The organism is Sulfitobacter sp. F26169L (assembly GCF_026410285.1).
Taxonomy (GTDB): domain Bacteria; phylum Pseudomonadota; class Alphaproteobacteria; order Rhodobacterales; family Rhodobacteraceae; genus Sulfitobacter.
Map to the genome: position 1 here is coordinate 307,830 of NZ_JAPMLP010000002.1, position 23,632 is coordinate 331,461.

General features: G+C 55.2%; 22 protein-coding genes. 17 read left to right on the forward strand and 5 right to left on the reverse strand.

Annotated elements, in window-relative coordinates:
- Nucleotides 1-79: 79 nt before the first annotated feature.
- Nucleotides 80-1,258: an acetyl-CoA C-acyltransferase family protein gene (locus OS189_RS05690; protein ID WP_267166323.1), complete on the forward strand. Its 1,179-nt coding sequence runs from the start codon at nt 80-82 to the stop codon at nt 1,256-1,258.
- 72 nt (nt 1,259-1,330) lie between these two features.
- On the opposite strand, the gene ubiB is transcribed toward OS189_RS05690, so the two are convergent.
- Both ubiB and ubiE read right to left on the reverse strand, forming a co-directional pair.
- A complete protein-coding gene (ubiB, locus tag OS189_RS05695) occupies nt 1,331-2,863 on the reverse strand; it encodes a 2-polyprenylphenol 6-hydroxylase (protein WP_267166324.1) in 1,533 nt (510 codons plus the stop codon).
- A gap of 1 nt (nt 2,864) precedes the next feature.
- Nucleotides 2,865-3,608, reverse strand: coding sequence for a bifunctional demethylmenaquinone methyltransferase/2-methoxy-6-polyprenyl-1,4-benzoquinol methylase UbiE (gene ubiE / locus OS189_RS05700; RefSeq protein ID WP_267166325.1), 744 nt, complete (start codon nt 3,606-3,608; stop codon nt 2,865-2,867).
- A gap of 81 nt (nt 3,609-3,689) precedes the next feature.
- Between ubiE and mutM the strand changes: the two genes are divergently transcribed.
- Nucleotides 3,690-4,541, forward strand: a complete 852-nt coding sequence (gene mutM / locus OS189_RS05705) for a bifunctional DNA-formamidopyrimidine glycosylase/DNA-(apurinic or apyrimidinic site) lyase (RefSeq protein ID WP_267166326.1) — start codon at nt 3,690-3,692, stop codon at nt 4,539-4,541.
- A 62-nt stretch (nt 4,542-4,603) separates the two neighbouring features.
- Nucleotides 4,604-5,380, forward strand: coding sequence for an enoyl-CoA hydratase (locus OS189_RS05710; protein ID WP_267166327.1), 777 nt, complete (start codon nt 4,604-4,606; stop codon nt 5,378-5,380).
- A 115-nt stretch (nt 5,381-5,495) separates the two neighbouring features.
- Here OS189_RS05710 and OS189_RS05715 read toward each other — a convergent pair whose 3' ends face one another.
- Together OS189_RS05715 and OS189_RS05720 are read right to left on the reverse strand one after the other, a co-directional pair.
- A complete protein-coding gene (locus tag OS189_RS05715; RefSeq protein ID WP_267166328.1) occupies nt 5,496-5,885 on the reverse strand; it encodes a YybH family protein in 390 nt (129 codons plus the stop codon).
- A gap of 71 nt (nt 5,886-5,956) precedes the next feature.
- On the reverse strand, nt 5,957-6,631 hold the full coding sequence (locus OS189_RS05720; protein ID WP_267166329.1) for a helix-turn-helix transcriptional regulator: 675 nt from the start codon (nt 6,629-6,631) through the stop codon (nt 5,957-5,959).
- A gap of 281 nt (nt 6,632-6,912) precedes the next feature.
- On the opposite strand from OS189_RS05720, the gene rpsT reads away from it, so the two are divergent.
- The 5 genes from rpsT (at nt 6,913) to gyrB (ending at nt 13,919) form a co-directional block, all read left to right on the forward strand.
- Nucleotides 6,913-7,176 (forward strand): 30S ribosomal protein S20, encoded by a 264-nt coding sequence (gene rpsT, locus OS189_RS05725; RefSeq protein ID WP_267166330.1) that lies wholly within the window; start codon nt 6,913-6,915, stop codon nt 7,174-7,176.
- Between the two features lie 486 nt (nt 7,177-7,662).
- Entirely contained in the window at nt 7,663-9,027 is a 1,365-nt protein-coding gene (gene dnaA / locus OS189_RS05730) for a chromosomal replication initiator protein DnaA (RefSeq protein ID WP_267166331.1), read from the forward strand.
- Nucleotides 9,028-9,166: 139 nt separating this feature from the next.
- Nucleotides 9,167-10,285, forward strand: coding sequence for a DNA polymerase III subunit beta (gene dnaN / locus OS189_RS05735; protein ID WP_267166332.1), 1,119 nt, complete (start codon nt 9,167-9,169; stop codon nt 10,283-10,285).
- A 37-nt stretch (nt 10,286-10,322) separates the two neighbouring features.
- Nucleotides 10,323-11,423, forward strand: coding sequence for a DNA replication/repair protein RecF (recF, locus tag OS189_RS05740; RefSeq protein ID WP_267166333.1), 1,101 nt, complete (start codon nt 10,323-10,325; stop codon nt 11,421-11,423).
- Between the two features lie 81 nt (nt 11,424-11,504).
- Complete coding sequence (gyrB, locus tag OS189_RS05745; RefSeq protein WP_267166334.1) at nt 11,505-13,919, forward strand: DNA topoisomerase (ATP-hydrolyzing) subunit B; 2,415 nt, start codon at nt 11,505-11,507, stop codon at nt 13,917-13,919.
- Between the two features lie 1,880 nt (nt 13,920-15,799).
- On the opposite strand, the gene OS189_RS05750 is transcribed toward gyrB, so the two are convergent.
- Entirely contained in the window at nt 15,800-16,696 is an 897-nt protein-coding gene (locus tag OS189_RS05750) for a LysR family transcriptional regulator (protein WP_267166335.1), read from the reverse strand.
- A 94-nt stretch (nt 16,697-16,790) separates the two neighbouring features.
- Between OS189_RS05750 and OS189_RS05755 the strand changes: the two genes are divergently transcribed.
- The 9 genes from OS189_RS05755 to OS189_RS05795 all read left to right on the forward strand — a co-directional run bounded on the left by OS189_RS05755 (nt 16,791) and on the right by OS189_RS05795 (nt 23,298).
- Nucleotides 16,791-17,084 carry a DUF2218 domain-containing protein gene (locus tag OS189_RS05755; protein WP_267166336.1) on the forward strand — a complete coding sequence of 98 codons (294 nt, stop codon included), beginning with the start codon at nt 16,791-16,793 and terminating at the stop codon, nt 17,082-17,084.
- 41 nt (nt 17,085-17,125) lie between these two features.
- Nucleotides 17,126-17,275: a hypothetical protein gene (locus OS189_RS05760; protein WP_267166337.1), complete on the forward strand. Its 150-nt coding sequence runs from the start codon at nt 17,126-17,128 to the stop codon at nt 17,273-17,275.
- Nucleotides 17,275-17,595, forward strand: a complete 321-nt coding sequence (locus tag OS189_RS05765; RefSeq protein WP_267166338.1) for a nuclear transport factor 2 family protein — start codon at nt 17,275-17,277, stop codon at nt 17,593-17,595. The genes OS189_RS05760 and OS189_RS05765 overlap by 1 nt, the downstream gene beginning before the upstream one ends.
- Before the next feature lie 57 nt (nt 17,596-17,652).
- Entirely contained in the window at nt 17,653-18,498 is an 846-nt protein-coding gene (locus OS189_RS05770; RefSeq protein ID WP_267166339.1) for an NAD(P)H-binding protein, read from the forward strand.
- Between the two features lie 97 nt (nt 18,499-18,595).
- Nucleotides 18,596-19,201: a protein-methionine-sulfoxide reductase heme-binding subunit MsrQ gene (locus tag OS189_RS05775; RefSeq protein ID WP_267166340.1), complete on the forward strand. Its 606-nt coding sequence runs from the start codon at nt 18,596-18,598 to the stop codon at nt 19,199-19,201.
- Between the two features lie 340 nt (nt 19,202-19,541).
- Complete coding sequence (osmF, locus tag OS189_RS05780) at nt 19,542-20,450, forward strand: glycine betaine ABC transporter substrate-binding protein OsmF (RefSeq protein WP_267166341.1); 909 nt, start codon at nt 19,542-19,544, stop codon at nt 20,448-20,450.
- A gap of 18 nt (nt 20,451-20,468) precedes the next feature.
- A complete protein-coding gene (locus OS189_RS05785; RefSeq protein WP_267166342.1) occupies nt 20,469-21,635 on the forward strand; it encodes an ABC transporter permease in 1,167 nt (388 codons plus the stop codon).
- Nucleotides 21,632-22,567: an ABC transporter ATP-binding protein gene (locus OS189_RS05790; protein ID WP_267166343.1), complete on the forward strand. Its 936-nt coding sequence runs from the start codon at nt 21,632-21,634 to the stop codon at nt 22,565-22,567. Before OS189_RS05785 ends, OS189_RS05790 begins: the two co-directional genes overlap by 4 nt.
- The gene (locus OS189_RS05795; RefSeq protein WP_267166344.1) at nt 22,564-23,298 is read left to right on the forward strand and encodes an ABC transporter permease; all 735 of its coding nucleotides are present in this window, start codon (nt 22,564-22,566) and stop codon (nt 23,296-23,298) included. The genes OS189_RS05790 and OS189_RS05795 overlap by 4 nt, the downstream gene beginning before the upstream one ends.
- Nucleotides 23,299-23,632 lie beyond the last annotated feature (334 nt).

Sequence of the window (23,632 nt, forward strand, 5' to 3'; positions counted from 1 at the left end):
TGCAGTCTGACGGAACGTAGGGGCTGACAATCCATGCAAGCCTTTCTAGGTTAAGCCGAACATAATCAGGAGAAAACCCATGTCAGACGATATTGTCATTCTGAGCGGCGCACGTACCGCTATTGGTACTTTCGGCGGCGCGCTGGCGGGAACACCGGCCACAACACTGGGCGCAACCGTCGCGCGCGAAGCATTGGCGCGCGCAGGCGTTGAAGGCGGCCAGATCGGGCATGTCGTATTTGGCAACGTCATCAATACAGAGCCGCGCGACATGTATCTTAGCCGCGTTGCCGCGATGGAAGCAGGGGTGCCTGATGCGGTACCTGCAATGAACGTTAACCGTTTGTGCGGTTCGGGCGTTCAGGCGATTGTTTCCGCTGTTCAATCGCTCATGTTGGGCGACGCTGAATTTGCACTGGCTGGCGGCGCAGAGAGCATGAGCCGCGCCCCCTATATCCTTCCCGCCGCACGTTGGGGACAGAAAATGGGTGATGTTGCCTCGCAAGATATGTTGCTGGGCACGCTGAACTGCCCTTTCGGAACCGGGCACATGGGCATCACGGCAGAAAATGTCGCCGGAGAGCACGAAGTAACCCGCGCAGAGCAGGATGCCTTCGCCATGCAGTCACAAGAACGTGCCGCAGCTGCGATTGAGGCCGGATATTTCAAAGAACAGATCGTTTCTGTCGACGTGCGCAAGGGCCGCGATACGGTAGCTTTCGAGGTAGACGAACATCCAAAAGCAACAACGCTTGAGAAGTTGGCAGGTTTGCGTCCGGTGTTTCAGAAAGACGGGACCGTGACAGCTGGCAATGCTTCGGGCATCAACGATGGTGCGGCAGCGCTGGTTCTGGCGCGCGAATCTGCGGCGGCATCAAGCGGATTGCGCCCGCTGGCGCGGATTATCGGGTATGCGCACGCAGGGGTACGCCCCGAAGTCATGGGCATCGGGCCAATCCCCGCCGTTACAAAGCTGCTGGAGAAAACCGGCCTTACGGCGGCAGATTTCGACGTGATCGAAAGCAACGAAGCTTTCGCATCCCAAGCGCTGGCCGTGAGCAAGGCGCTGGATTTTGACCCGGCGAAAGTAAACCCGAACGGCGGCGCAATCGCGCTGGGCCACCCTGTCGGGGCGACCGGTGCAATCATCACTGTCAAAGCGCTGTACGAACTGGAGCGGATCGGTGGAAAACGTGCGTTGATCACCATGTGCATCGGCGGCGGTCAGGGCATCGCACTGGCGATTGAACGGATGTGACTATTTGCAGGGGCATCAGGGCATCGAGCCCTGATGCCCCTGCAGGACATTTTCAGCCAAAAAAAGTAGTTATCAGGTAACCGCCTCGATTAAAAAGATGATCCCTGTGGCGCCGGCCGCGCCTACAAGTGCGGCGAGCGCAAGATACCGTTTGAACGGACGCTGGGCGGGCGCGGGTGTAGCGGCCTGCCGGATCAGAGCGGCCTCGACCAAGGCGGGCAGACGTGGACCAAAGCGCGACAGAACCCGCGCGGTTTTTGTCAGGTCCGAGATGACTGCTTTGGGGCCAATGGATTTTGTGATGTAGTCGGTGACAATTGGCGCGGCGACATGCCAGATGTTCATTTGCGGGTTTAGCGAGCGCGCCACACCTTCGACGACAACCATGGTGCGTTGTAACAAAATCAGTTCTGTACGGGTTTCCATGCCGAAGCGTTCCGTCACTTCAAACAAATACGACAGCAGGCGCGCCATCGATATGCGGGTCGAATCCATGCCGAAAATCGGCTCTCCCACCGCACGCAGAGCGCGGGCAAATTCGTCCACGTCTTTGTCAGCGGGGACATATCCGGCCTCGAAGTGGACTTCGGCCACGCGTTTGTAATCCTTGCGAATAAAGCCATAGAGAATCTCGGCGTAGACGCGTCGGGTGTATTCATCGATATGGCCCATGATCCCGAAATCGAGCGCGATAATGTTGCCGTTTGCCGCAACCTTCAGGTTTCCCTGATGCATGTCGCCGTGAAAATATCCATCCCGCAGAGCGTGTTGCAGGAATAGGGCCAGGATACGCTCGGACAATTCAACACGGTCGTGCCCTGCGGCGTCAATCGCGGCGTTGTCGCCCATGGGCACACCTCTTGCCCAACCGAGGGTCATGACGCGGCGGGCCGAGTAATCCCATTTGATCTCGGGCAGTTCGAACCCTGAATCGTCTTTGGTGTTTGCGGCGTATTCGGAAGCAGCAGAGGATTCGAGCCTGAGATCCAACTCTCCCTGCACGACACCATCGAAGTGTTCGATCACATCCATCGGGCGCAGGCGGCGCGAGCCGGGCGAAAAAAGCTCGACCATGCGGGCGGCCAGATAGAATGCATCCACATCTTTTTTGAATGCTTTTTCAATGCCCGGCCGCAAGACTTTTACGGCAACATCCTCGCCTGTACTATGCAACCGCGCCTTGTGGACCTGTGCGATGGACGCCGCCGCGACAGGTTCGCTGAATTCCGAGAAAATTACATCTACCGGCTGGCCCAGTTCTTTTTCGACTTCGGCCTTTGCGGTTTCGATATCAAACGGCGGCAACTGGTCTTGCAAGACGCGCAGTTGCTGGGCCATTTCATCGCCGACGACATCGGGGCGAGTCGACAGGATTTGACCGAATTTGATGTAGGCAGGGCCAAGGGCTGTGAGGGCGCGGGTTGCAGGCTGAAGCGTTGGGTCCCCTTTGTACCCCAGCGGCTTGAACGGGATCGCAAGCGCGCGCGCGACGAAACGCACGGCCTTGGGCGCCTCGAACGCGTCGAGAACGAAATTCATGGCACCGGTACGTTCCAGCGTGGCGCCGGTGCGGATCAGGCGCCAGATATTGTGCGGACCGCGCATTCTAGATTTTCCAACCGGAGTGTAGGGCCGCGATGCCCATACTTAGATTGCGGTATTTTGCGTTTTCGAATCCTGCGGCACGCACCATGCCAAGGAATGTATCCTGGTCGGGGAAGTTGCGGATGGATTCGACAAGGTACTGATAGCTGTCGCGATCATTGGCGATCATCTGCCCCATCCGCGGGATCACGTTAAAGCTGTAGAGATCATAAGCTTTCTGCATCATCGGATTTGGCAACTGGCTGAACTCTAGCACCATCAGGCGACCGCCGGGTTTCAGCACGCGATAGGCTTCGTTCAGCGCCTCTTGGGGGCGGGTGACGTTACGAATGCCGAAGGAAATAGTGTAGACATCGAATGTGCTGTCCTCGAACGGCAGCGCCATTGCATCGCCAACGACCCAGTCAAGACTGTCTTGCATCGCTTCGGCCTCGGCGCGCTTGCGCCCTTCGATCAGCATGCCTTCGGTAAGATCACAGACAGTTGCATGGCCGGACCCCGCGCGCTTTAGGAATTTGAACGATACATCGCCGGTTCCCCCCGCCACATCGAGCAGCTTTTGACCCGCGCGCGGCGCAAGCCAGTCCATCATCGCTTCTTTCCAGATTCGGTGGATGCCCATGCTCATCACGTCATTCATTACGTCATATTTATTGGCCACATCCGAGAAAAGGCTGCGGACCATACCCGCCTTTTCGTCTTCGCGAATTGTCTGGGCCCCGAAATGGGTGGTCTTGTCGGTCATGCGCTGTGTCCTAATCTTGTCAGAGGTGGGATATAGCCTCACAACGGCAGATACAAACCGCCAATTGCCGCAGGAGCCGACATGCCCGAACTACCCGAAGTCGAAACTGTCCGCCGCGGGCTTGCCCCTGTGATGGAGGGCGGTGTGATCACGCAGGCGGATGTGAACCGCGAAGGACTGCGATGGCCGTTTCCGCCCGATATGGCGGCGCGGCTGACAGGCCAGAGGGTTGAACGCTTGCGGCGGCGGTCAAAGTATATTCTTGCCGATCTGGGCTCGGGCGAGACGTTGTTAATCCATTTGGGAATGTCGGGGCGCATGCTGGTATCAGGTGATCCGCTGGGCGTATTTGCGCATGACCATCCGGCAGCGCAGAAACATGACCATGTGGTGTTTCACATGGAAAACGGCGCGCGGATAACATTCAATGATCCGCGCAGGTTTGGCGCAATGGATTTAATGCAGACTGCCACGGCAGCTGATCACAAGTTGCTGGCTGTGCTGGGGCCGGAACCCCTGAGTAACGATTTTCACGAAGCGATTCTGGTGAATGCCTTCAAAGGCCGCAACACCCCCGTAAAATCCGCGCTGCTTGACCAACGTATTGTCGCGGGCTTGGGCAATATCTATGTCTGCGAGGCACTTTTTCGGGCGGGAATCAGCCCCAAACGCAAGGCGGGGCGAATTGCCACAGCACGTGTCAGTGCGTTGGTTCCGATCATACGGCAGGTGCTGTCCGATGCGATAGATGCGGGCGGATCATCCCTGCGTGATTTCCGCCAAGCCGATGGGGAACTTGGATATTTCCAGCATTCCTTTGACGTATACGGCAGGGAGGGCGCGCCCTGTCGGCGGGGGGGATGTGGTGGCAACATCACACGCATTGTCCAGTCGGGCAGATCAACTTTCTATTGTCCGGTATGTCAAAGATAGCTTGAACCAACTTGCCGCCATGATATGCACTAACGTCAATTCAACAATAAAGGGCCGCACACATGGCTTATGAAACGATCATACTGGATGTCGATAATCACGTGGCCTTGGTGACGCTGAACCGTCCTGATGCGTTGAACGCGCTGAATGATCAACTGATGAGCGAACTGGCTGATTGCCTTTCGGCATGTCAGGAAAACGAGAAGGTGCGCTGCATCGTGATCACGGGATCGGAAAAGGCTTTTGCCGCCGGTGCCGATATTTCGATGATGAAGGACAAAACATTCGTTGATGCTTTTGCCGGTGATTTGTTCACCGCCGAAACCGACCAGATCATGCGGGTACGCAAGCCTATCATTGCTGCCGTCTCCGGTTATGCACTGGGCGGTGGCTGCGAACTGGCAATGATGTGTGATTTCATCATCTGTTCGGAATCCGCTAAATTCGGGCAGCCCGAGATCAATCTTGGTGTTGTCGCCGGCATCGGCGGCACGCAGCGTCTGACGCGAATCATTGGTAAGTCCAAAGCAATGGATATGAACCTGACGGGCCGCTTCATGGATGCAGACGAAGCAGAGCGTTCTGGCCTTGCCTCACGGGTGGTTCCAGTAAAAAAGCTGATCGAAGAAGCACTGAGCGCAGCGCAAAAGATTGCCGAAAAATCCATGATTTCGGCAATGGTTGTGAAAGAAGCCGTCAACCGCGCCTATGAAGTACCACTGCGCGAAGGTCTGCTCTTTGAACGCCGCATGTTCCACGCTCTGTTTGCGACAGAAGATCAATCCGAAGGCATGGGCGCCTTTCTGGAGAAACGCGAAGCGCAGTTTCGCGACCGCTAATATTGCACCAGTTAAAAGCATAGAAGCAGATAGGCGGGCCTTGAACGAAGGTCCGCCTTTTTTTTACTTTCAAACAACACCGCTCTATCAGCGACTGCGCAAGTGTTTGCTATTCTCAACCCTGCTTGACAAGATGGTCGCCAAAGGGGTTGTCGATCACCATCAACCAGCGGCCGTCAGCCTGCTTTCTAAGAACCACAACCGAAAAACCGCTTTGCTCGACGGGTGAGCCATCAGGCGTCTGGCCTGTCATTTTCCATGTAGAGGAATGCAGTGCGATGTCGTCGGCCTGAATGATATCATGCGCTGTTACATTGATCTGCGGATTAATGGCCACAAAGCCATGAAAAGCTTCGCGCAAAGCCTGCGTACCTTTGGCAATCGAACCCGGCTGCCCGACCAAGACGGCGTTCTCTTCAAACGTCGCAAGGATGGCGTCCATATCGCCAGCAGCCACTGCTGCGTTGTTTGCATTGATTGTCGCGTTGATTTGATCGTTGCTCATCGTCTGGTGTCCTTCGTTCATCTTGTTACAGGGACACCCTAACAGCCACGTGTGTCAGAAAATGGCAGTAGTCATTTATGTGGGCCTTCACTTGATTCCAGTTCGCGCCAATCCTTGATTAAATCGTGGCGGCGTTTTGGATAGCGTGCAGGCAACTCTGTGAGGTTCGACATGCGATCCGTCCGGAAGTGACGAATTTCCTCGCGCAGCTCACACCACGCGGAAATCAATCGCGCACCGTCCAGATAGCTGAGAAAGAAGGGCCAGATCACACGTTCCGAACTGTTTCCGGCAGCATCATTGTATCCGATCAGCACTTTTCGTTCTGCATGAATGGCGCGTCTGATTGCCGACATGTCTATCGTTTCTCGTTGGCTATGGCTGCTGGGCGTTACAGAAAGATATTTCGCCTCAACACGATCGGTCAGCTCTGTTGGCATTACTGCGGTCAGCCGCGCCATCGCCTTGCGCGCGGCCTCTGCCATTGGTTTGTCCGCCTTGTCTGCCACCCATAGCGATCCCAGAACCAGCGCGTCCACTTCCTCGACCGTGAACATAATCGGCGGCAGTAAAAAGCCTGACCGCATCATGAACCCCACACCCGGTTCACCGTCGATCCCCGCACCAAGGGCGCGCAGGGATTCGATGTCGCGATAAAGGGTGCGGATAGATATGCTCAACGCTTTGGCAAGATCCTGCCCCGAAACCGGTCGGCGATGGCAGCGAAACTCTTCTACCAGATTCAAAAGTCGTTCAGCGCGTGAAATAGTTTACTCCAGTACGTTTTTATCGACGCCGCTTGCGCAGGTGCCTGACCATTGCGATTTGCCGATTTTTTGTCAACAAAAGCACAACCGGGAGATTTGCCGCAATGCAGAAGGACATCCTTTACATTCCCGCCTAAATCCCGCTATAGCCCCCCTCATACATGCGCGTGCAGCCCGCTCAGGCTAGAATCACCTATCGGTGTCCTCCCCAGCGGGAGCGATTGCACGCTTTGACACGAATATTTTGATAGGATGATCCGATGGCCAATACAGCACAGGCGAAAAAACGCGCGCGTCAGAACCAGAAGCGTTTTGAAATCAACAAAGCACGCCGCTCACGTATCCGCACCTTCCTGCGCAAGCTGGAAGAAGCGATTGAATCAGGCGTAAAAGAGGATGCGGTTGCCGCACTTCGCGCGGCACAGCCAGAGCTGATGCGCGGCGTGTCCAAAGGCGTTTATCACAAGAATACAGCGGCACGCAAAATGTCCCGCCTGTCCGCGCGGGTCAAAGCACTCGGCTGAGAATCGGCCAAAAGCGATTTTTATACAGGCGTCACCTTTGGTGGCGCCTGTGTTGTTTTCAGGCCTGTTTTCGGGGCCTGCGAGATTCTTTAGCGGTAAAGACAGAGTCAACATATAAGATGAGTTGAACCGCCCTATCCCCCCTTGCTACGAAGAGTGAGCGATTCACATCGCGGGGGGACAGACCCGAAAGAGCGGCACCATTTTTGCTAGAGGTGGGGTACGGTTTTGAAGGTCTCTCTTGATGCCCATTTCGGGCACTGAGTAGAGTTGCAGATGCTGCTGCCAGCACATTTGCCTGTCACAAAATCAGAACGGTGTCGTACACTCTGTGCTGGTGCAAGGACGCATCCATAGGTGTTCACATCAAGGTAAAAGTCTAATGGACAAAGCCGGTTTCCCGAGGGACCGGGCGGCTTGTGTATGTCCAATGGATTGTTTGGGTGAGTGTCGCATCGGCGACGTAAATGATGGCGGTAGGTAAAGATGACTCGTGACGAATGGGGCAGTGTTAAGCAGCGTCTTCTCAAAACGGTGGGGCAGAACAACTATACAACCTGGATCGACCCGCTTGCGTTGGGGCAAATGCAGGATGGCATTGCAACGGTTCAGGTGCCGACCACGTTTTTTGGCAACTACGTCAGCCAAAACTTTGCCGATCTTATCCTTCACGAGATGAAAGCGATGGATGTCACCCTGTCGCGTCTGAAATTCGAAGTCGCCGGAAAAACCGCCAAGCCTGCGACACGCAAAACAGATGCGATAACACCGCCACGCACAGCTGCGCCCAAAGCGCCAAACGCCGCAACATCCTATACTGCACCGCTGGAAAAACGGTTTTCGTTTGACACCTTCGTTGTCGGCAAACCCAACGAGCTGGCCCATGCCGCCGCGCGCCGCGTGGCAGAGGGTGGTCCGGTGACATTCAACCCGCTGTTTTTGTATGGCGGCGTCGGTTTGGGAAAAACCCACCTGATGCACGCCATCGCGCAGGAACTATCATCGCGCAAACCGGAATTGAATGTGCTGTACTTGTCCGCAGAGCAATTCATGTACCGCTTTGTTCAGGCATTGCGTGATCGCAAAATGATGGATTTCAAGGAAATCTTCCGCACTGTTGACGTGCTGATGGTCGATGACGTGCAATTTATTGCAGGCAAGGACAGCACCCAAGAAGAGTTTTTCCATACGTTCAACGCATTGGTCGACCAGAACAAGCAGATCATCATTTCTGCCGACCGCGCCCCGCAGGATATCAAAGATCTTGAGGATCGCGTGAAATCCCGTCTGCAATGCGGGCTTGTGGTCGATCTGCACCCCACAGATTACGAACTGCGCCTTGGTATTTTGCAAACCAAGGTCGACGTTCACCGCGCTTCCTATCCCGAACTGGCGATGGATGACGGAATTCTCGAATTTCTGGCGCACCGTATTTCCACCAATGTGCGTGTGCTTGAGGGTGCGCTGACCCGCTTGTTTGCCTTTGCCTCACTGGTAGGGCGCAAGATCGATATGGAACTGACACAGGACTGTCTGGCTGATGTCTTGCGTGCGTCCGAACGTAAAATCTCCGTTGAGGAGATCCAGCGCAAGGTTTCGGATCATTACAATATCCGTCTGTCGGATATGATCGGCCCGAAACGTCTGCGCAGCTATGCCCGTCCGCGTCAGGTGGCAATGTATCTGTGCAAGCACATGACCAGCCGCTCGCTGCCCGAAATCGGGCGTCGCTTCGGGGGCCGCGACCACACAACGGTGATGCACGGGGTCAAGCGGATAGAAGAACTGAAAGTATCCGACGGACAGATCGCCGAGGATCTAGAGCTTTTGCGCCGCGCGCTTGAAGCCTAGCGAATAACAAAGGTGCAGTGATGTCACAGGGCGGCCCTTGAAAAGGTCGCCTTTTGCGTGTCTGGTCCGTTAACTCTTGCGGTTGCGCCGCAAGCGGGTAATTTAATTCTTCCCGACCCTGTGCAGTGGAGATAGGCATATGAAATTCAGCATCGAACGCGCCGCGTTGCTCAAGGCCGTTTCCCAGGCACAATCTGTGGTCGAACGGCGCAACACCATTCCGATCCTTGCAAACGTTCTGATCGAGGCCGAAGGCAGCGACGTATCGTTTCGCGCGACCGATCTGGACATCGAGGTAGTTGATAAAGCCCCCGCACAGGTAGAGCGCGCAGGCGCAACAACCGTTGCCGCGACCACCCTACACGAAATCGTTCGTAAGCTGCCTGACGGCGCGCTTGTCTCACTTACCGCTGACACCGCCGCAGGCCGCCTCACAGTAGAAGCGGGCCGCTCGAATTTTTCGCTTGCGACATTGCCCAAGGAAGATTTTCCGGTGATGGCCTCGTCCGAGTATGCCTCGAACTTCTCGGCCAATGCTGCTGTGCTGCGGCGTCTGTTCGATAAATCGAAATTCGCAATCTCGACCGAAGAAACACGGTATTACCTTAACGGCGTTTACATGCATATCGCAGAAGGTGACGGTGGCAAGAAACTGCGCTGCGTGGCAACAGATGGTCACCGTCTGGCCCGTATCGATGCAGATATGCCCGACGGTGCCGCCGACATGCCCGGCGTAATTGTACCGCGCAAAACTGTGGGTGAGCTGCGCAAACTGCTGGAAGATGATGATATGATCATCGCCGTGTCTGTATCGGAAACCAAAGTACGCTTTGCCACGCCGCTGATCACGCTGACCTCAAAAGTAATCGACGGGACGTTCCCCGATTACACCCGCGTGATTCCGCAGGGCAACACACGCAAGCTGGAAGTAGACGCCGCCGATTTTGCAAAGGCCGTCGATCGCGTAGCAACCGTAAGTTCCGAGCGTTCGCGCGCCGTGAAGTTGCAACTGGACGAAGACCGTCTGATCCTGTCTGTGAACGCACCCGACAGTGGTGCTGCCGAAGAAGAACTGGCCGTAGCCTACAGCGACGAAAAGCTCGAAATCGGGTTCAACGCCAAATACTTGCTAGAAATCGCGTCGCAGGTAGATCGCGAAAATGCGGTGTTCCTGTTTAACTCCTCCGGTGATCCGACGCTCATGCGTGAGGGCAACGATACTTCTGCCGTTTATGTCGTCATGCCAATGCGTGTGTGATAAGCAAACCAGCAATTAACCATGTCGAGCGTCTATAATGGCCGGACTATACCTGTCTAACCTGACGCTTTCACATTTTCGCTCGCACAAGCGGGCGGTAATAGAGGTCGATGCCCGCCCGGTTGCGATTCACGGCAACAACGGCGCTGGTAAGACCAACATTCTCGAGGCTGTCTCGCTCCTCTCTCCTGGACGCGGGTTGCGCCGCGCCAGCGCAGAGGACATGACGCGCCGTCCGGAAGCGTTGGGCTGGAAGATCACCGCATTGCTGCACGGACCACTCGGCGTAAGCGAAATTGAAGTGGTTTCCGAAAAAGGGGCGGCCCGGCAGGTGCGAATTGATGGCAAGCCTGCACCGCAAACTGCCTTGGGCCGTGTGGCGCGTGTTCTGTGGCTGATCCCCTCGATGGACAGGCTTTGGATTGAAGGCGCTGAAGGGCGGCGACGGTTTCTGGACCGCCTGACGCTCAGCTTTTTGCCGGATCATGCCGAAATCTCGCTTGCCTATGAAAAGGCCATGCGCGAACGCAACCGCCTGTTAAAGGATATGGTGCGCGAGCCATCGTGGTATGCCGCGTTAGAAGCGCGGATGGCCGAAACAGGTGTCGCAATCCATCACAACCGCCTATACGCCTTGCGCGCGCTGACAGAAGCACAGAACGCTGCCGAAACCACTTTTCCCGCAGCTACATTAACCCTTGAATGTGACATGCCGGACGATGTGGAAACCATGCGGGCTGCTTTGAGTGATGGCCGGATGCGCGACCTGTCTGCCGGACGTACATTGGTTGGTCCACACCGTGCTGATCTTTACGGTGAATATGCAACTAAAGGCGTGGCCGCGCGGGATTGTTCTACCGGTGAGCAGAAGGCATTGTTGGTGTCGCTGATCCTTGCCAATGCGCGGGCACTGGCCGCAGATTTCGGCGCGCCCCCGCTGTTGCTGCTCGACGAAGTCGCCGCCCACCTTGATGCAGAGCGCCGCGCTGCCCTTTATGACGAGATCGCAGCACTGGGCGCACAAGCGTGGATGACAGGGACCGAAGACGGGCTTTTTACCGCGATGGGGATACGCGCACAGGCGTTGCTGGTAACAGAAACAGACGGTGTCTCTGTTGTTTCACACGGGGATTTATAGCGCACAAAATCTTGTGCCAATTGCGTGACATTGGCCTGTGAAAACGGTATATTTAGGGGATTGAATAACAGGATCACATCAATGTCCGAGACAGAGCAGACCCCAGAAGTATACGGCGCAGATTCCATCAAGGTTCTCAAAGGCTTGGAGGCTGTTCGAAAGCGTCCGGGCATGTACATCGGAGATACCGATGACGGCTCGGGTCTGCACCACATGGTGTATGAGGTCGTGGATAACGGTATTGACGAAGCGCTGGCAGGTCACGCGGATCATGTTGCAGTTACGATCCACAGTGACAGCTCTGTTTCCGTGTCCGACAACGGGCGCGGTGTTCCGGTGGGTATCCACGAGGAAGAAGGTGTTTCCGCCGCCGAAGTGATCATGACCCAGCTGCACGCTGGCGGTAAGTTTGACAGCAACTCTTACAAGGTTTCCGGCGGTCTGCACGGCGTTGGTGTATCTGTTGTAAATGCGCTCAGCGACTGGCTTGAACTGCGCGTCTGGCGTGACGGCTTTGAACACGTCGCGCGGTTTGAGGGGGGGTATACCACCAAGCACCTTGAGAAACTCGGCGCAACAGATCGTACCGGCACCGAAGTGCGCTTTCTCGCATCGCTCGAAACCTTTTCAAACCTGGAGTACTCCTTCGAGACGCTGGAAAAGCGCTTGCGCGAACTGGCGTTCTTGAACTCGGGCGTGAAAATCATTCTGCGCGACGAGCGCCCCACCGAACCGCTGGAAACCGTACTGTACTATGACGGCGGTGTGAAAGAGTTTGTTAAATACCTCGACCGGAACAAATCCTCTATTCTGCCGGAACCGATCTTCATTACCGGTGAAAAAGACGACATCGGCGTCGAAGTCGCGATGTGGTGGAACGACAGCTACCATGAAAACGTGCTGCCGTTCACCAACAACATCCCGCAGCGCGATGGCGGTACGCATCTGGCGGGTTTTCGCGGCGCGCTAACGCGGACGATCAACAACTATGCACAGTCCAGCGGCATCGCCAAAAAGGAAAAAGTAACCTTTACAGGGGATGATGCCCGCGAAGGTCTGACATGTGTACTGTCCGTCAAAGTACCGGACCCCAAGTTTTCATCGCAAACCAAAGACAAGCTGGTGTCCTCCGAAGTGCGGCCTGCTGTTGAAGGTCTGGTAAACGAAAAGCTCGCCGAATGGTTTGAAGAAAACCCGCAGATCGCTAAAATCGTCGTAGGCAAGATCATCGAGGCCGCTCACGCCCGTGAGGCGGCGCGCAAGGCACGTGATCTGACGCGGCGCAAGACGGCAATGGATGTAAACTTCCTCGCCGGTAAGCTGAAAGACTGCTCTGAAAAAGACCCGTCAAAAACCGAAGTCTTCCTTGTGGAGGGTGACTCGGCCGGTGGGTCGGCGCAGACGGGGCGTGACCGCCAGACACAGGCGATCCTGCCGCTTAAAGGTAAGATTCTCAACGTAGAACGCGCGCGCTTTGACCGGATGCTCGGCTCGCAAGAGATCGGCAACCTTGTCATGGCCTTGGGTACAGGCATCGGACGCGATGAATTCAACATCGACAAATTGCGGTATCATAAGATCGTCATTATGACGGACGCGGACGTGGACGGTGCGCACATCCGTACGCTGCTACTGACCTTCTTCTATCGCCAGATGCCGGAACTGATCGAAAACGGGCACCTCTACATTGCCCAACCGCCGCTTTACAAAGTGTCACGCGGTAAATCCGAAGTGTATCTGAAAGATCAGGCTGCGATGGATGAATACCTCGTCCAGCAAGGCAGCGAAGGTGCGATGCTGCGCCAGGGCAACGGCGAGGAAATCACCGGTCAGGACTTGGCACGTGTCATTGACCATGCGCGCCAGCTGCGTCGCGTTCTGGAGGCGTTCCCAACCCATTATCCGCGCCATATCCTTGAACAGGCAGCGATTGCCGGTGCGTTTGTTCCCGGTGCGGTGGACAAAGATCTGCAAGGCGTTGCCGACAAGGTAGCCGCGCGCCTGAACCTGATCGCGCTTGAATATGAAAAGGGTTGGCAGGGCCGCATTACACAAGATCACGGTATCCGTCTGGCCCGTATTCTGCGCGGAGTTGAGGAAGTGCGCACATTGGATGGCAAGATGTTGCGCGGTGGAGAGGCCCGTAAATCCGGCACCTTCACCGAACATCTGCAAGACGTGTATAACTTGCCTGCGACCCTGATCCGCAAGGATCGCACACAGTTGATTCACGGCCCGATGGACTTGTTGACGGCAATTCTGGCCGAGGGTGAAAAAGGCCTGTCGCTTCAGCGGTACAAAGGTTTGGGAGAAATGAACCCGAGCCAGCTATGGGAAACCACGCTGGACCCCGATGCACGCACGCTGTTGCAGGTTCGGGTAGAGGATATGGCAGAAGCCGACGATCTGTTTACCAAGCTGATGGGCGATGTGGTAGAACCGCGCCGCGAATTTATTCAGCAAAACGCACTTAACGTCGAAAATCTGGATTTCTGAATATTTGTAGGGAAGCGGATAAGTTTGCGTGGCGCGCATAAGTTTGCGCGTCGCGGATGGAACAACCGATCCCTACGCCTTTAAAATTCATTAAGGCAATCAATGTCTGCCACATTAGTTTTTAGTAATTTGAGTGAAGTTCTCGGCATCCCTCTCGGGGCGACGAAATATTTTTCTGGCGAAATTCGGTCCAAGCAATTTTGAGCGAATTCTGATGCTTCTGACTCTCCCCTTTCTAGGACCAAGAATGAACCGGAAGCGGCCTTACGGGACAAGTGCTCAGCGTCTTCCAAGAAGCTATCGGCTATTTCTCCGGTGGCTGTTGGCAGCCTGCGAGGAGCAATCGTCGATACTTGTTACGTGATACAAACGTCCTTGAGCCTACACAAACTTGTCCAAATGCTTTCCCAGCATGGCACCAATACGGTCAGTGCGTTTTACAAAAGCGCAGCATCGCGTGGGCATCTTATGCCGGTCGCAGTACTGGCCAAGCGCTTGATCCCTTAGGCCGGAGACACTGCCATCGAAAGTGGCTCCGATGTGCTGCTCAACCACATCCAAGGTAGGTGGAGTTTTCGTATCGGTTACGGTTGGGATGGCTTCAAGACCCGTCGTTGGGAGGCTTGTTCACAAGGCTATGCTCAACCGGCTTACCTCGAACCGCATGAACATGGAGAATGGTCGCCTGAGCCAAGCACGCAACCCTGCATCATTGGGATCCAGCCACGCTTGGATGAAGCTATTTCTGGAAATCCAGGATCGAGGCGATCTAGAATGATATCACCTGAATGCAATCCTTTCGTTCAGGGCAAATGCTGCGCAGCGGGTGGATCAAGAAGGATACAGTTTCATCATCATCGAGAAACGTAGCCATAAGTTTCCGGTCCTAGGTTTCCAGGCATCAAGTCTTTCCAACAACAGTCGGCCGATTGAGGTGTGTATTTCATGGATCGAGGGCGATCGGGTGCAAACATGGTCACCCCGAATCCAGCCTCATCTCAAATAGGATATCTCGGACTGGTCTATCAAAAGCAAAGCTGGATGTCTTTTTCGGTTTACCGTTCTTGAGAGCACGCCACTAGTATCTTGCGTCCCCAGAGAGCTGCTCTTGAGGGCCTCGGGCCTAACGTTTTTCCAGGCGCCCCAAAACTCGACCCGCGCTGACTATCTCAACTCCTGAAGGCTGGCGGGATCAGTGCGGATCCTGAAATCGAGGATTTCGATCTCCTGTGTCTCGCTCACTCTGACGGGTTTGCGCTGGACATGCGCTCCGAGAAACTCAAGCGAACGAAAGCATCGTGCAGAAACGAACAGCGATTGACCCACTTCGGGGTGGCTCCGAGCCAGTGAAGTTAACTCTGCCAGAAATAACACCGTTAGCAGTTGCATGCGACATCATGAGCTCATCTTCCCAACGCACGGGTTCTAATTGACCTTATTTACCCCACATTGGTGCGTTACGCAGGGAGGTGTCAAATTGATGATTTTTCTGGCAGCCAAGAGATTTGGAGGTACGAGGGGCTGCCCAAAAACAGCTCAAAAACCCGACTTACCAGCTAACATCTGCGCGCACGGAAACCTTGAAGCTGGTTGGTCGCTGTTTCAGTCGGGCCGGCCCCTATGCTGATGCTATTAGTTTGACACCAGGAAATTGAGATAAAATCGTATGAATTGAACCTGATGCTCATAATGAGCGGTCATACGTTTTCATCGGCATCAAACTCCGTTCTGCGAATATTCCGGTCATTTGTTACGGCCGCGCCAATGCTGGGTTTGCAATATACTGAACGGATTTGTTCTCGGTTTGACGAGGCAGTGCAAGGGCTCTTGGCCCACTTCGGCATCCAGCCGGCGTCAGCGACGAGTTTGACGTGACTGCTTCACAACATCAAATCTGAACGATGCGCAATGAAGTGATCAATCAGGCGTCGGGTGAGCGCTTTTTGCGGTCCGATGTCTGGCCAAACAGCGTAGATTCCCAATGTAGGAAGGTTCCAATCTGGCAGGACGCGCACCAAGCGACTTTGGGTTACCTCCTGTTCGATTACGCTTTGCGGCAGGTGCCAGATACCAAGACCGGCCAGCACGGCCGCCTTGGCGGCATTTACGGTATTCACCTCGATGCGCATGTTGGTCGGGGCGATACTTACCGATTGTTCTTTGCGCTCCAAAATCATCATCACAGATGGGATTTGTGTTACAGCGATGAAGTCGTGCGCCTCGAGATCTATCGGCGTCACAATCGGCTCGCGCTGTGCCAGATAGCCCGGTGAAGCGACCAGCAAGCGCTCAAAATCCGCAATACGACGGCTTTTCAGGCTACTGTTCCGCAATGTGCCCAGCCGGATCGCCAGATCAAACCCGTCTCTTACCAGATCAGTTGGCATGTCACTGCACTGCAGTGATATCGCAACCATCGGGTGCATCTGAGCAAAGCCCCAAAGCGCTTGGTGAAGTTTGCTTTGCTCGCCGAAAGCCGGCATCGCCACATGGAGTGATCCGACGGGTTCTTCGTTTCCCGCGTGGATCGCATCAAGGGCCTCTTCCCCCGCGGCGACCATACGGCGGGCAGGATCAAGGGCAATTTGGCCTTCCGGGGTCAAAGACATGGATCGCGTCGAGCGAAAAAACAGCGCCACGCCCTGACGTTGTTCCAGTCGTGATAGATGATGGCTGATGACGGATGTTGAAAGCTTTAGCCGACGACCCGCCGCACTCAAGCTTCCCGTATCGGCAATCGCGACAAAGACAGCGAGGCTGCGGTAATCTTCGATCATCTTTCTAATTCCTGTAAAAATGATTTCTTAACATATGGGATAATCATAAAGGCGCGTTCTGTCTATTTCTGGCTTCAGCACACCGGAGACAGCAATGTTTAGAAGCAACGCAAAATTTACAACCGAACGGGCCAGCGTGTATTTGCAGCAACTCTGCAAACACTTCGCGCACAAGATTGAAGTGCAGTTTGATCCTGAGGCTGGCCTGATCGATTTCCCGTTTGGCCAGTGCAATTTGAATGCCACCCAAGGTGTTCTTGACCTGACAGTCACAGCTGAAACCCAAAGCGACCTAACAACAGCGTGCCGTGTTATCGGCAGCTATCTTGAACGGTTCGCCTTCCGCGAAAATCCAAAAATAGACTGGCAGCCCGTCGTTTCTGCCTAACCCGTTACTCACACACCTCTTATCAAAAACCGTAAAACATCATGACATCCCTCGACGCGTTGCTTGCGCCGATCCTCGGCACAAATGTTGGAAAACAGGACATGGACGAAGTAACACAAGCCAGCTTTGCCACCGTCATGGCCTTTATGGGTGCATGGGCAGCGGAGATATGGAAGCCATGGACAATCTAATGGCTGATGATCTGGCCCCGCAGAACGAAGGCGACACGTTGCTACCGTGGATCGGTCAGACGGTCGGCAAAGAAGCTCTCTTTGATTTCCTTCGCGTCTTTTCGGCTAACTTCCAGACCACGAAATGGGAGAACACAGATGCGTTCGCCTCTGGAGATCCGGTTGCCGTGTTTGGTCGCATGAATGGGATCACGACCCATAGCGGTAAAGAAATCGGTGAATTCACCTTCGCCCTGCGTGCCAAAGTGCGTGATGGTCAGGTGGTTCTGTGGAACTGGTTTGAAGACAGCCTTGCGACCAGCCAAGCCTACCACGATTAGAAATTCAATCAGGCGGGCGTATCCTGCGCCCGCCTACTGCAGTAGAGGAACACGCCAATGACAATCGCAGTAACTGCCGTATCGGGCCAACTTGGCGGCGCGATTGCCCGTAATCTGATTAAGATGCCAACCAGTGAGACCATCATCGGCCTTGCCCGCACCCCGGCGAACGCAAAAGGTCTTGGTATCGAAATCCGTCCCGGCGATTATGGGCAGCCGGAGCAGTTGCGCACATCGCTTAAAGACGTCGATACATTGTTGCTGGTGTCCGGCATGGACGCCCCGGATGCCCGTATTCAGCAGCACCGCAATGTCATTGACGCTGCCAAAACAGCAGGTGTAAGGAAGATCGTTTACACCAGTATCCAAGGCGTCGAAGAAGGCACTGCCTTTTCTCCCGTTGTGCAAAGCAACCGCCAAACCGAGGCCGATGTGCGCGCCAGCGGGCTTGCCTATGCCATCGGACGCAACGGCATCTATATCGAGCCGGACGTGGAATATATCGATAGTTACAAAGCCAAAGGCGAGATCGCCAACAGCGCCGGTGCGGGCAAATGCGGCTACACAACCCGTTCTGAGTTGGCCCATGCCTACGCGTGCCTTTTGACCAATGATAACTTCAACGGCCAGACATTTAACCTGTGGGGCACTCCCATCAGTCAAACCGAGCTTACTGATTTCTTGAACGGTGCGTTCGGCACGTCGCTGACCTATCGCGAAATGACGCCAGAAGAATACGTTGCGGATCGCACCGCCGAGTTGGGCGATTTCATAGGCCCGATCATCGGCGGCATATATGAGGGTATTCGTCTTGGCATTTACGATGCGCCCAGCGATTTTGAAGCTGTTGCTGGCAGAGCTCACGAAAGCTGGGCCGATTATTTCAGATCACTCACGGGCTGAATGAGCGTTCTTCGGTGACCCCGATATCGCGATACTTGCTCTTAGGCGCAGCAAACTGACTGCACTGTTTTGTAAAACGGAAACGAAAGTAACTTCAATGTCCTTATTAAAATCGTTTTTCAATTCACGCTATACCTTTTGGGGCATCCTGACGTTGCCTGCCATTCCAATGGTGATCGGCCTGGCCTCCGGCGATCCCGAAGCAGTCCATGAACTTCTGCACCCGACCGGTGAATTTGCGGCAAGGTTCATGATCATCGCGATGATGATCACGCCGTTGGTGATGCTGTTCAAAGGTTGGCGTGGGCCGCGCTGGTTGATGAAGCGGCGGCGGTACCTTGGCGTTGCGGCATTTGCCTATGCCTTAGCACACACAGCTTTGTACCTTGTTGACGAAGGCGCGGTCGCCTTCACGGCAGACGAAATTTCAAAGTACTATATCTGGACCGGCTGGCTTGCCTTCCTGATCTTCGTGCCCTTGGCCGTCACATCGACAGACGGCTGGGTGCGCAAACTGGGACCTCGATGGAAAACTCTTCAGCGCTTCGTTTACGGTGCCGCAGTGCTGACGCTTCTGCATTGGGCAGCGCTGCATGATTGGGGTGGAGTTGGGCCTGCGATGGTGCATTTTGTACCGTTGATCGCACTGGAGGCTTATCGGCTGGGTTACAATTTGCGCCGCCAGCCGGCTCGGCTGGCTTGAAAAGAAAGTACAAAAGCCAAGACCGGCTCGCCTAATGCGATTTGCGAGGCGCGGAATTATTCGCGCGCTGTTTGAACTTTATAATACATTTGGTCAGTTTCAATTCTGAAACGGCCCTTCGTTGCGAGACTCTGAAAGTCCATTTCGGAAGATGATCGCATTGCCTGACTCCCGCGCCGATGGGTCCACAATCAGAGATTAACACATAAATGCTCTTGGCTAATTTTAATCACCGGGAAGCGCGAAATGAGACAGGACTTGGCTTCAATGTTTGTTGAGCTACTTAAAGCCACACCTAAATTTACAGCAAGAACAACACTGGCATAATGGAGCCCTAATTATGAAACCCAGCCAAATCATTTCAGCGGTAAGCCTTTCCGCCCTCCTGGCGACCTCTGTGACCGCCGACGTTACTGTTTCTTCCAAAATCGACACCGAGGGCGGTTTGCTGGGCAATATTATCGCCTTGGCTTTGGAAAACGCAGACTTACCGGTCGAACGTCGCTTGCAGCTTGGCGGCACGCAGATTGTGCGCGAAGCACTGCTGTCCGACCAGATTGATATTTACCCTGAATATACCGGCAACGCGGCGTTTTTCTTTAACGAAGCAGACAGCGACGTCTGGAAAGATCCTGCCGCAGCGCACGCGCGCGCGGCGGAGTTGGATCGTGAGCAGAACAATGTCACATGGCTTGATCCCGCGCCCGCGAATAACACATGGGCCATCGCGGTGACTGGTGAAATTGCTGCTGAGAATAACTTAGTGACGATGTCTGACTTTGGCGCTTGGGTTGCGGCTGGCGGCGACGTCAAACTCGCGGCCTCGACAGAGTTCGTTTCTTCTCCCGCGGTCCTGCCTGCAATGCAAGATACTTACGAGTTCAGCCTGACGTCCGATCAAACCGTAATTCTGTCCGGTGGCGATACAGCCGCAACGATCCAAGCCGCCGCACGCGGTACATCGGGCGTCAACGCAGCCATGGTATACGGCACCGACGGGGGGGTCGGCGCGACGGGCCTTGTGGTGATGGAGGACGACAAAGGCGTGCAGCCCGTTTATGAGCCAGCTCCAATCGTACGGGCCGACGTTTTAACCGAGTATCCTTCCATACCAGAAATCCTGAACCCGATCTTTGCCGGTCTTGATATGCAAACTCTACAACGGCTGAACGGTCGAATCCAAGTCGGCGGAGAGCCTGCTGAAGACGTGGCACGCCATTACCTGACTGAAACGGGTGTTCTGGATTGATCGCGTAGGGCCTGGAGCATGAAGGGTATTCGCACCCACCTTTCACCGCCCGGATTGCTCTTTGCCATTCTGGGGCTGGCCTCATTGCTGGCCCCGTTTATGACGCTTGCGGCCAATCGCATTGTGGCGGGTGATGGCATTGTTGCGTGGCGCATTTCGGGGCATGCAATCACCGTCCCCGGCGTGGCGGCAGTAATCATCGGATTGGCGATGGGTCTTGCCGCGGGGTGGGCTCGCCTGAGGTTTCTGGGGGCCGTTCTTGGTCTTGCGGGGCTCCTCTGGTTACTTTCCCAGAGTGCGCCCATCCTTCTGTCACAAGCCGGAGAGTACGCACGCGTCTCACCAGCGGCAGGCTTTTGGTGCCTGTTCGTCATCTTTATGCTGCTTATGGCAGACGCATTGGCCGCCCTGAAACCGGGGCCATTGCTGCGCGGTGTGTTATTGGTCGCAATTCTTTTTGCATTGGCCCTCGTCCTTAGCTCGGGCCTTCTGTCCGACCTATCGGTTCTTCAGGAGTTTGCCAGCCGTCGTGTTGCTTTCTTCACCGAGTTTCAGCGCCATCTGGGACTGGCTTTCGGATCACTCGCGGCAGCAGCATTAATCGGGTTTCCGCTTGGTATTCTGTGCCACCACCGCGCAGCGCTTAAGGGGGTAACCCTACCAGTACTCAGCTTTTTACAGACCATTCCATCGCTTGCCATGTTCGGGTTGATGATCCCGATACTTGGATTGGTTGGAAATATCGTTCCGGGCGCGCAAGAAATCGGCATCGCGGGCATCGGGTTTGCCCCAGCATTTCTTGCTCTAGTACTCTATTCCCTGCTTCCTGTCGTTGGGAACACGGTCGCTGGCCTCGCCTCCACGCCCCCCGCCGCGCTGGAGGCCGCACGCGGCATGGGAATGACGCGCCGCCAGCGTCTGTTGCGCGTTGAGTTGCCGCTTGGTCTGCCGATCATCCTAACCGGTTTGCGCATCGTACTTGTGCAAAACATCGGCCTTGCGGTCATTGCCGGACTGATTGGCGGTGGCGGCTTTGGAACTTTCGTATTTCAGGGGCTAAACCAAACCGCGACGGATCTGATCCTGCTGGGGGCATTGCCGACTGTTGTGCTGGCCCTAACGGCGGCGATTGTCATGGACATTCTGGTCGAACTCACCCGTCATCACACCGAGGAGACAGCATGATCGAGATAGACCAAATCACCAAGACCTACGGTACAGTAAACGCGGTCGATGCGGTGTCCATGACGGTAGAAACTGGATCAATAACTGTAATTGTTGGCACCTCGGGGTCTGGCAAAACCACATTATTGCGCATGATAAACCGTCTTGAGGAACCGACCTCTGGCGAGGTGCGGATCAACGGTACATCCACCTCTTCGGTAAAACCGCATCTTCTACGACGGCGCATCGGCTACGCCATTCAAGGTCACGGACTGTTCCCGCACCATACAGTAGCTCGCAATATCGGCGCGGTTCCCGAATTACTGAAATGGTCCCGCGACAAGATCAATGCACGCGTCGATGAATTGCTCGCGCTGTTTTCAATGGATCCCGCAGTATTCCGCGACCGCTTTCCAGCCGAACTGTCCGGCGGGCAACAACAACGTGTCGGCGTGGCGCGCGCGCTGGCATCGCGACCTGATCTATTGCTGATGGACGAACCTTTCGGCGCACTGGACCCGATCATCCGGACCCGCGCGCAAGAAGACCTGCGGCACATCCAGCGTAAGCTGGGTTCGACGATCATGTTGGTAACCCATGACATGGAAGAAGCCATCAGCTTGGGGGACCACGTGGCCGTGATGGACGGCGGAAAGCTGGTACAATATGCCCCCCCGGCCGAAATCATTTCCCGACCCGCGACAGACTTCGTGGCTAACATGGTAGGGGACGTCGAGAGGCCCCTACGGCTTTTGTCATTGATCTCAGTGTCCGAAATCATCGAGCCGGGTGACGCAGAGGGCGAAGCACTGTCAGAAACCGCAAGCTTGCGTGACGCCCTCTCAGCCTGTCTGTGGAGCGGGCGCGATGCCGTGCCCGCAACCAGAGGAGGCTCAGTCGTAGGGCGTGTGACACTTAAAGCCATTCGCGCACGCGCCGAGGCACACGTATGAAAATCGGCCTGATCCTTCGCCCTGTGATGATCGCGATTCTGCTGGCGTTGGTGCTACGACCCGAATGGTTTGTTCCGATATTTGCTCCCTTTGCGCCAGACGGCGGTCCGGTGATCTATCAGCGGACATCGATGTTGTCTTTGTCACTGAGCCACCTCGGGATTGTGACACTTGCCTCTGCTGCTGCGACGATTGTCGCTGTGGCGCTCGCCATTCTCGTGACGCGTCCGGCTGGTGCTGCATTTCGACCTTTGTCGCGCACGATCACCAATATGGGCCAGACTTTCCCGCCGGTCGCTGTGCTGGCGCTTGCTGTCCCTGCTTTGGGTTTCGGTGCCGGACCGACGTTGATGGCACTTTTTCTGTATGGCTTGTTGCCGATATTCGAGAACGCAGTCACCGCGCTGACCAGCCTTCCCCGCGCCACAATGGAAGCCGCACGCGGTATTGGCCTTAGCCGCTGGCAACGCCTTTTGCGGGTCGAACTGCCACTCGCATTGCCGGTGACGCTGACGGGCATCCGACTCTCCATTGTCATCGCCTTGGGCACGGCGACGATAGGCTCTACTGTCGCGGCCCGAACTCTGGGAGAGGTTATCATCGCCGGCCTCTTAACCAACAACACCGCGTACGTATTGCAGGGCGGTTTGATCGTCGGGCTTTTCGCCGTGTTGATCTATGACGCACTCGTGCAACTTGAATTGTACTTGACCAAACGCATGGGTGGTTGAATCGCCGGTGCTCTATCCGGCGCCGTTGGGTAATTGATCCAGAAATTACTGATCTGGAATACTATAGTTTCTTACGCATGTCTGAGGGCTACGTCGGCTTGACTGGCAGCGATTTGATAACCAATCAAAAATTTTATGTTCGTTGAATATGTTCGTTCACATTTTTTTGTTGTGAGATCACTGAAGCTCTCCGCTCGAATTTTGGGGTACAGACGTGAGTTGTTTGGGCATCCCTTCAACGAACCTGTCGTCCATGACGCGTGATACGGCAGAATCCAGACAGTCGTGGGAGCTTCTCTGCCTCCGGTTTGAAAGCGGCCGCTCACCTCATTGC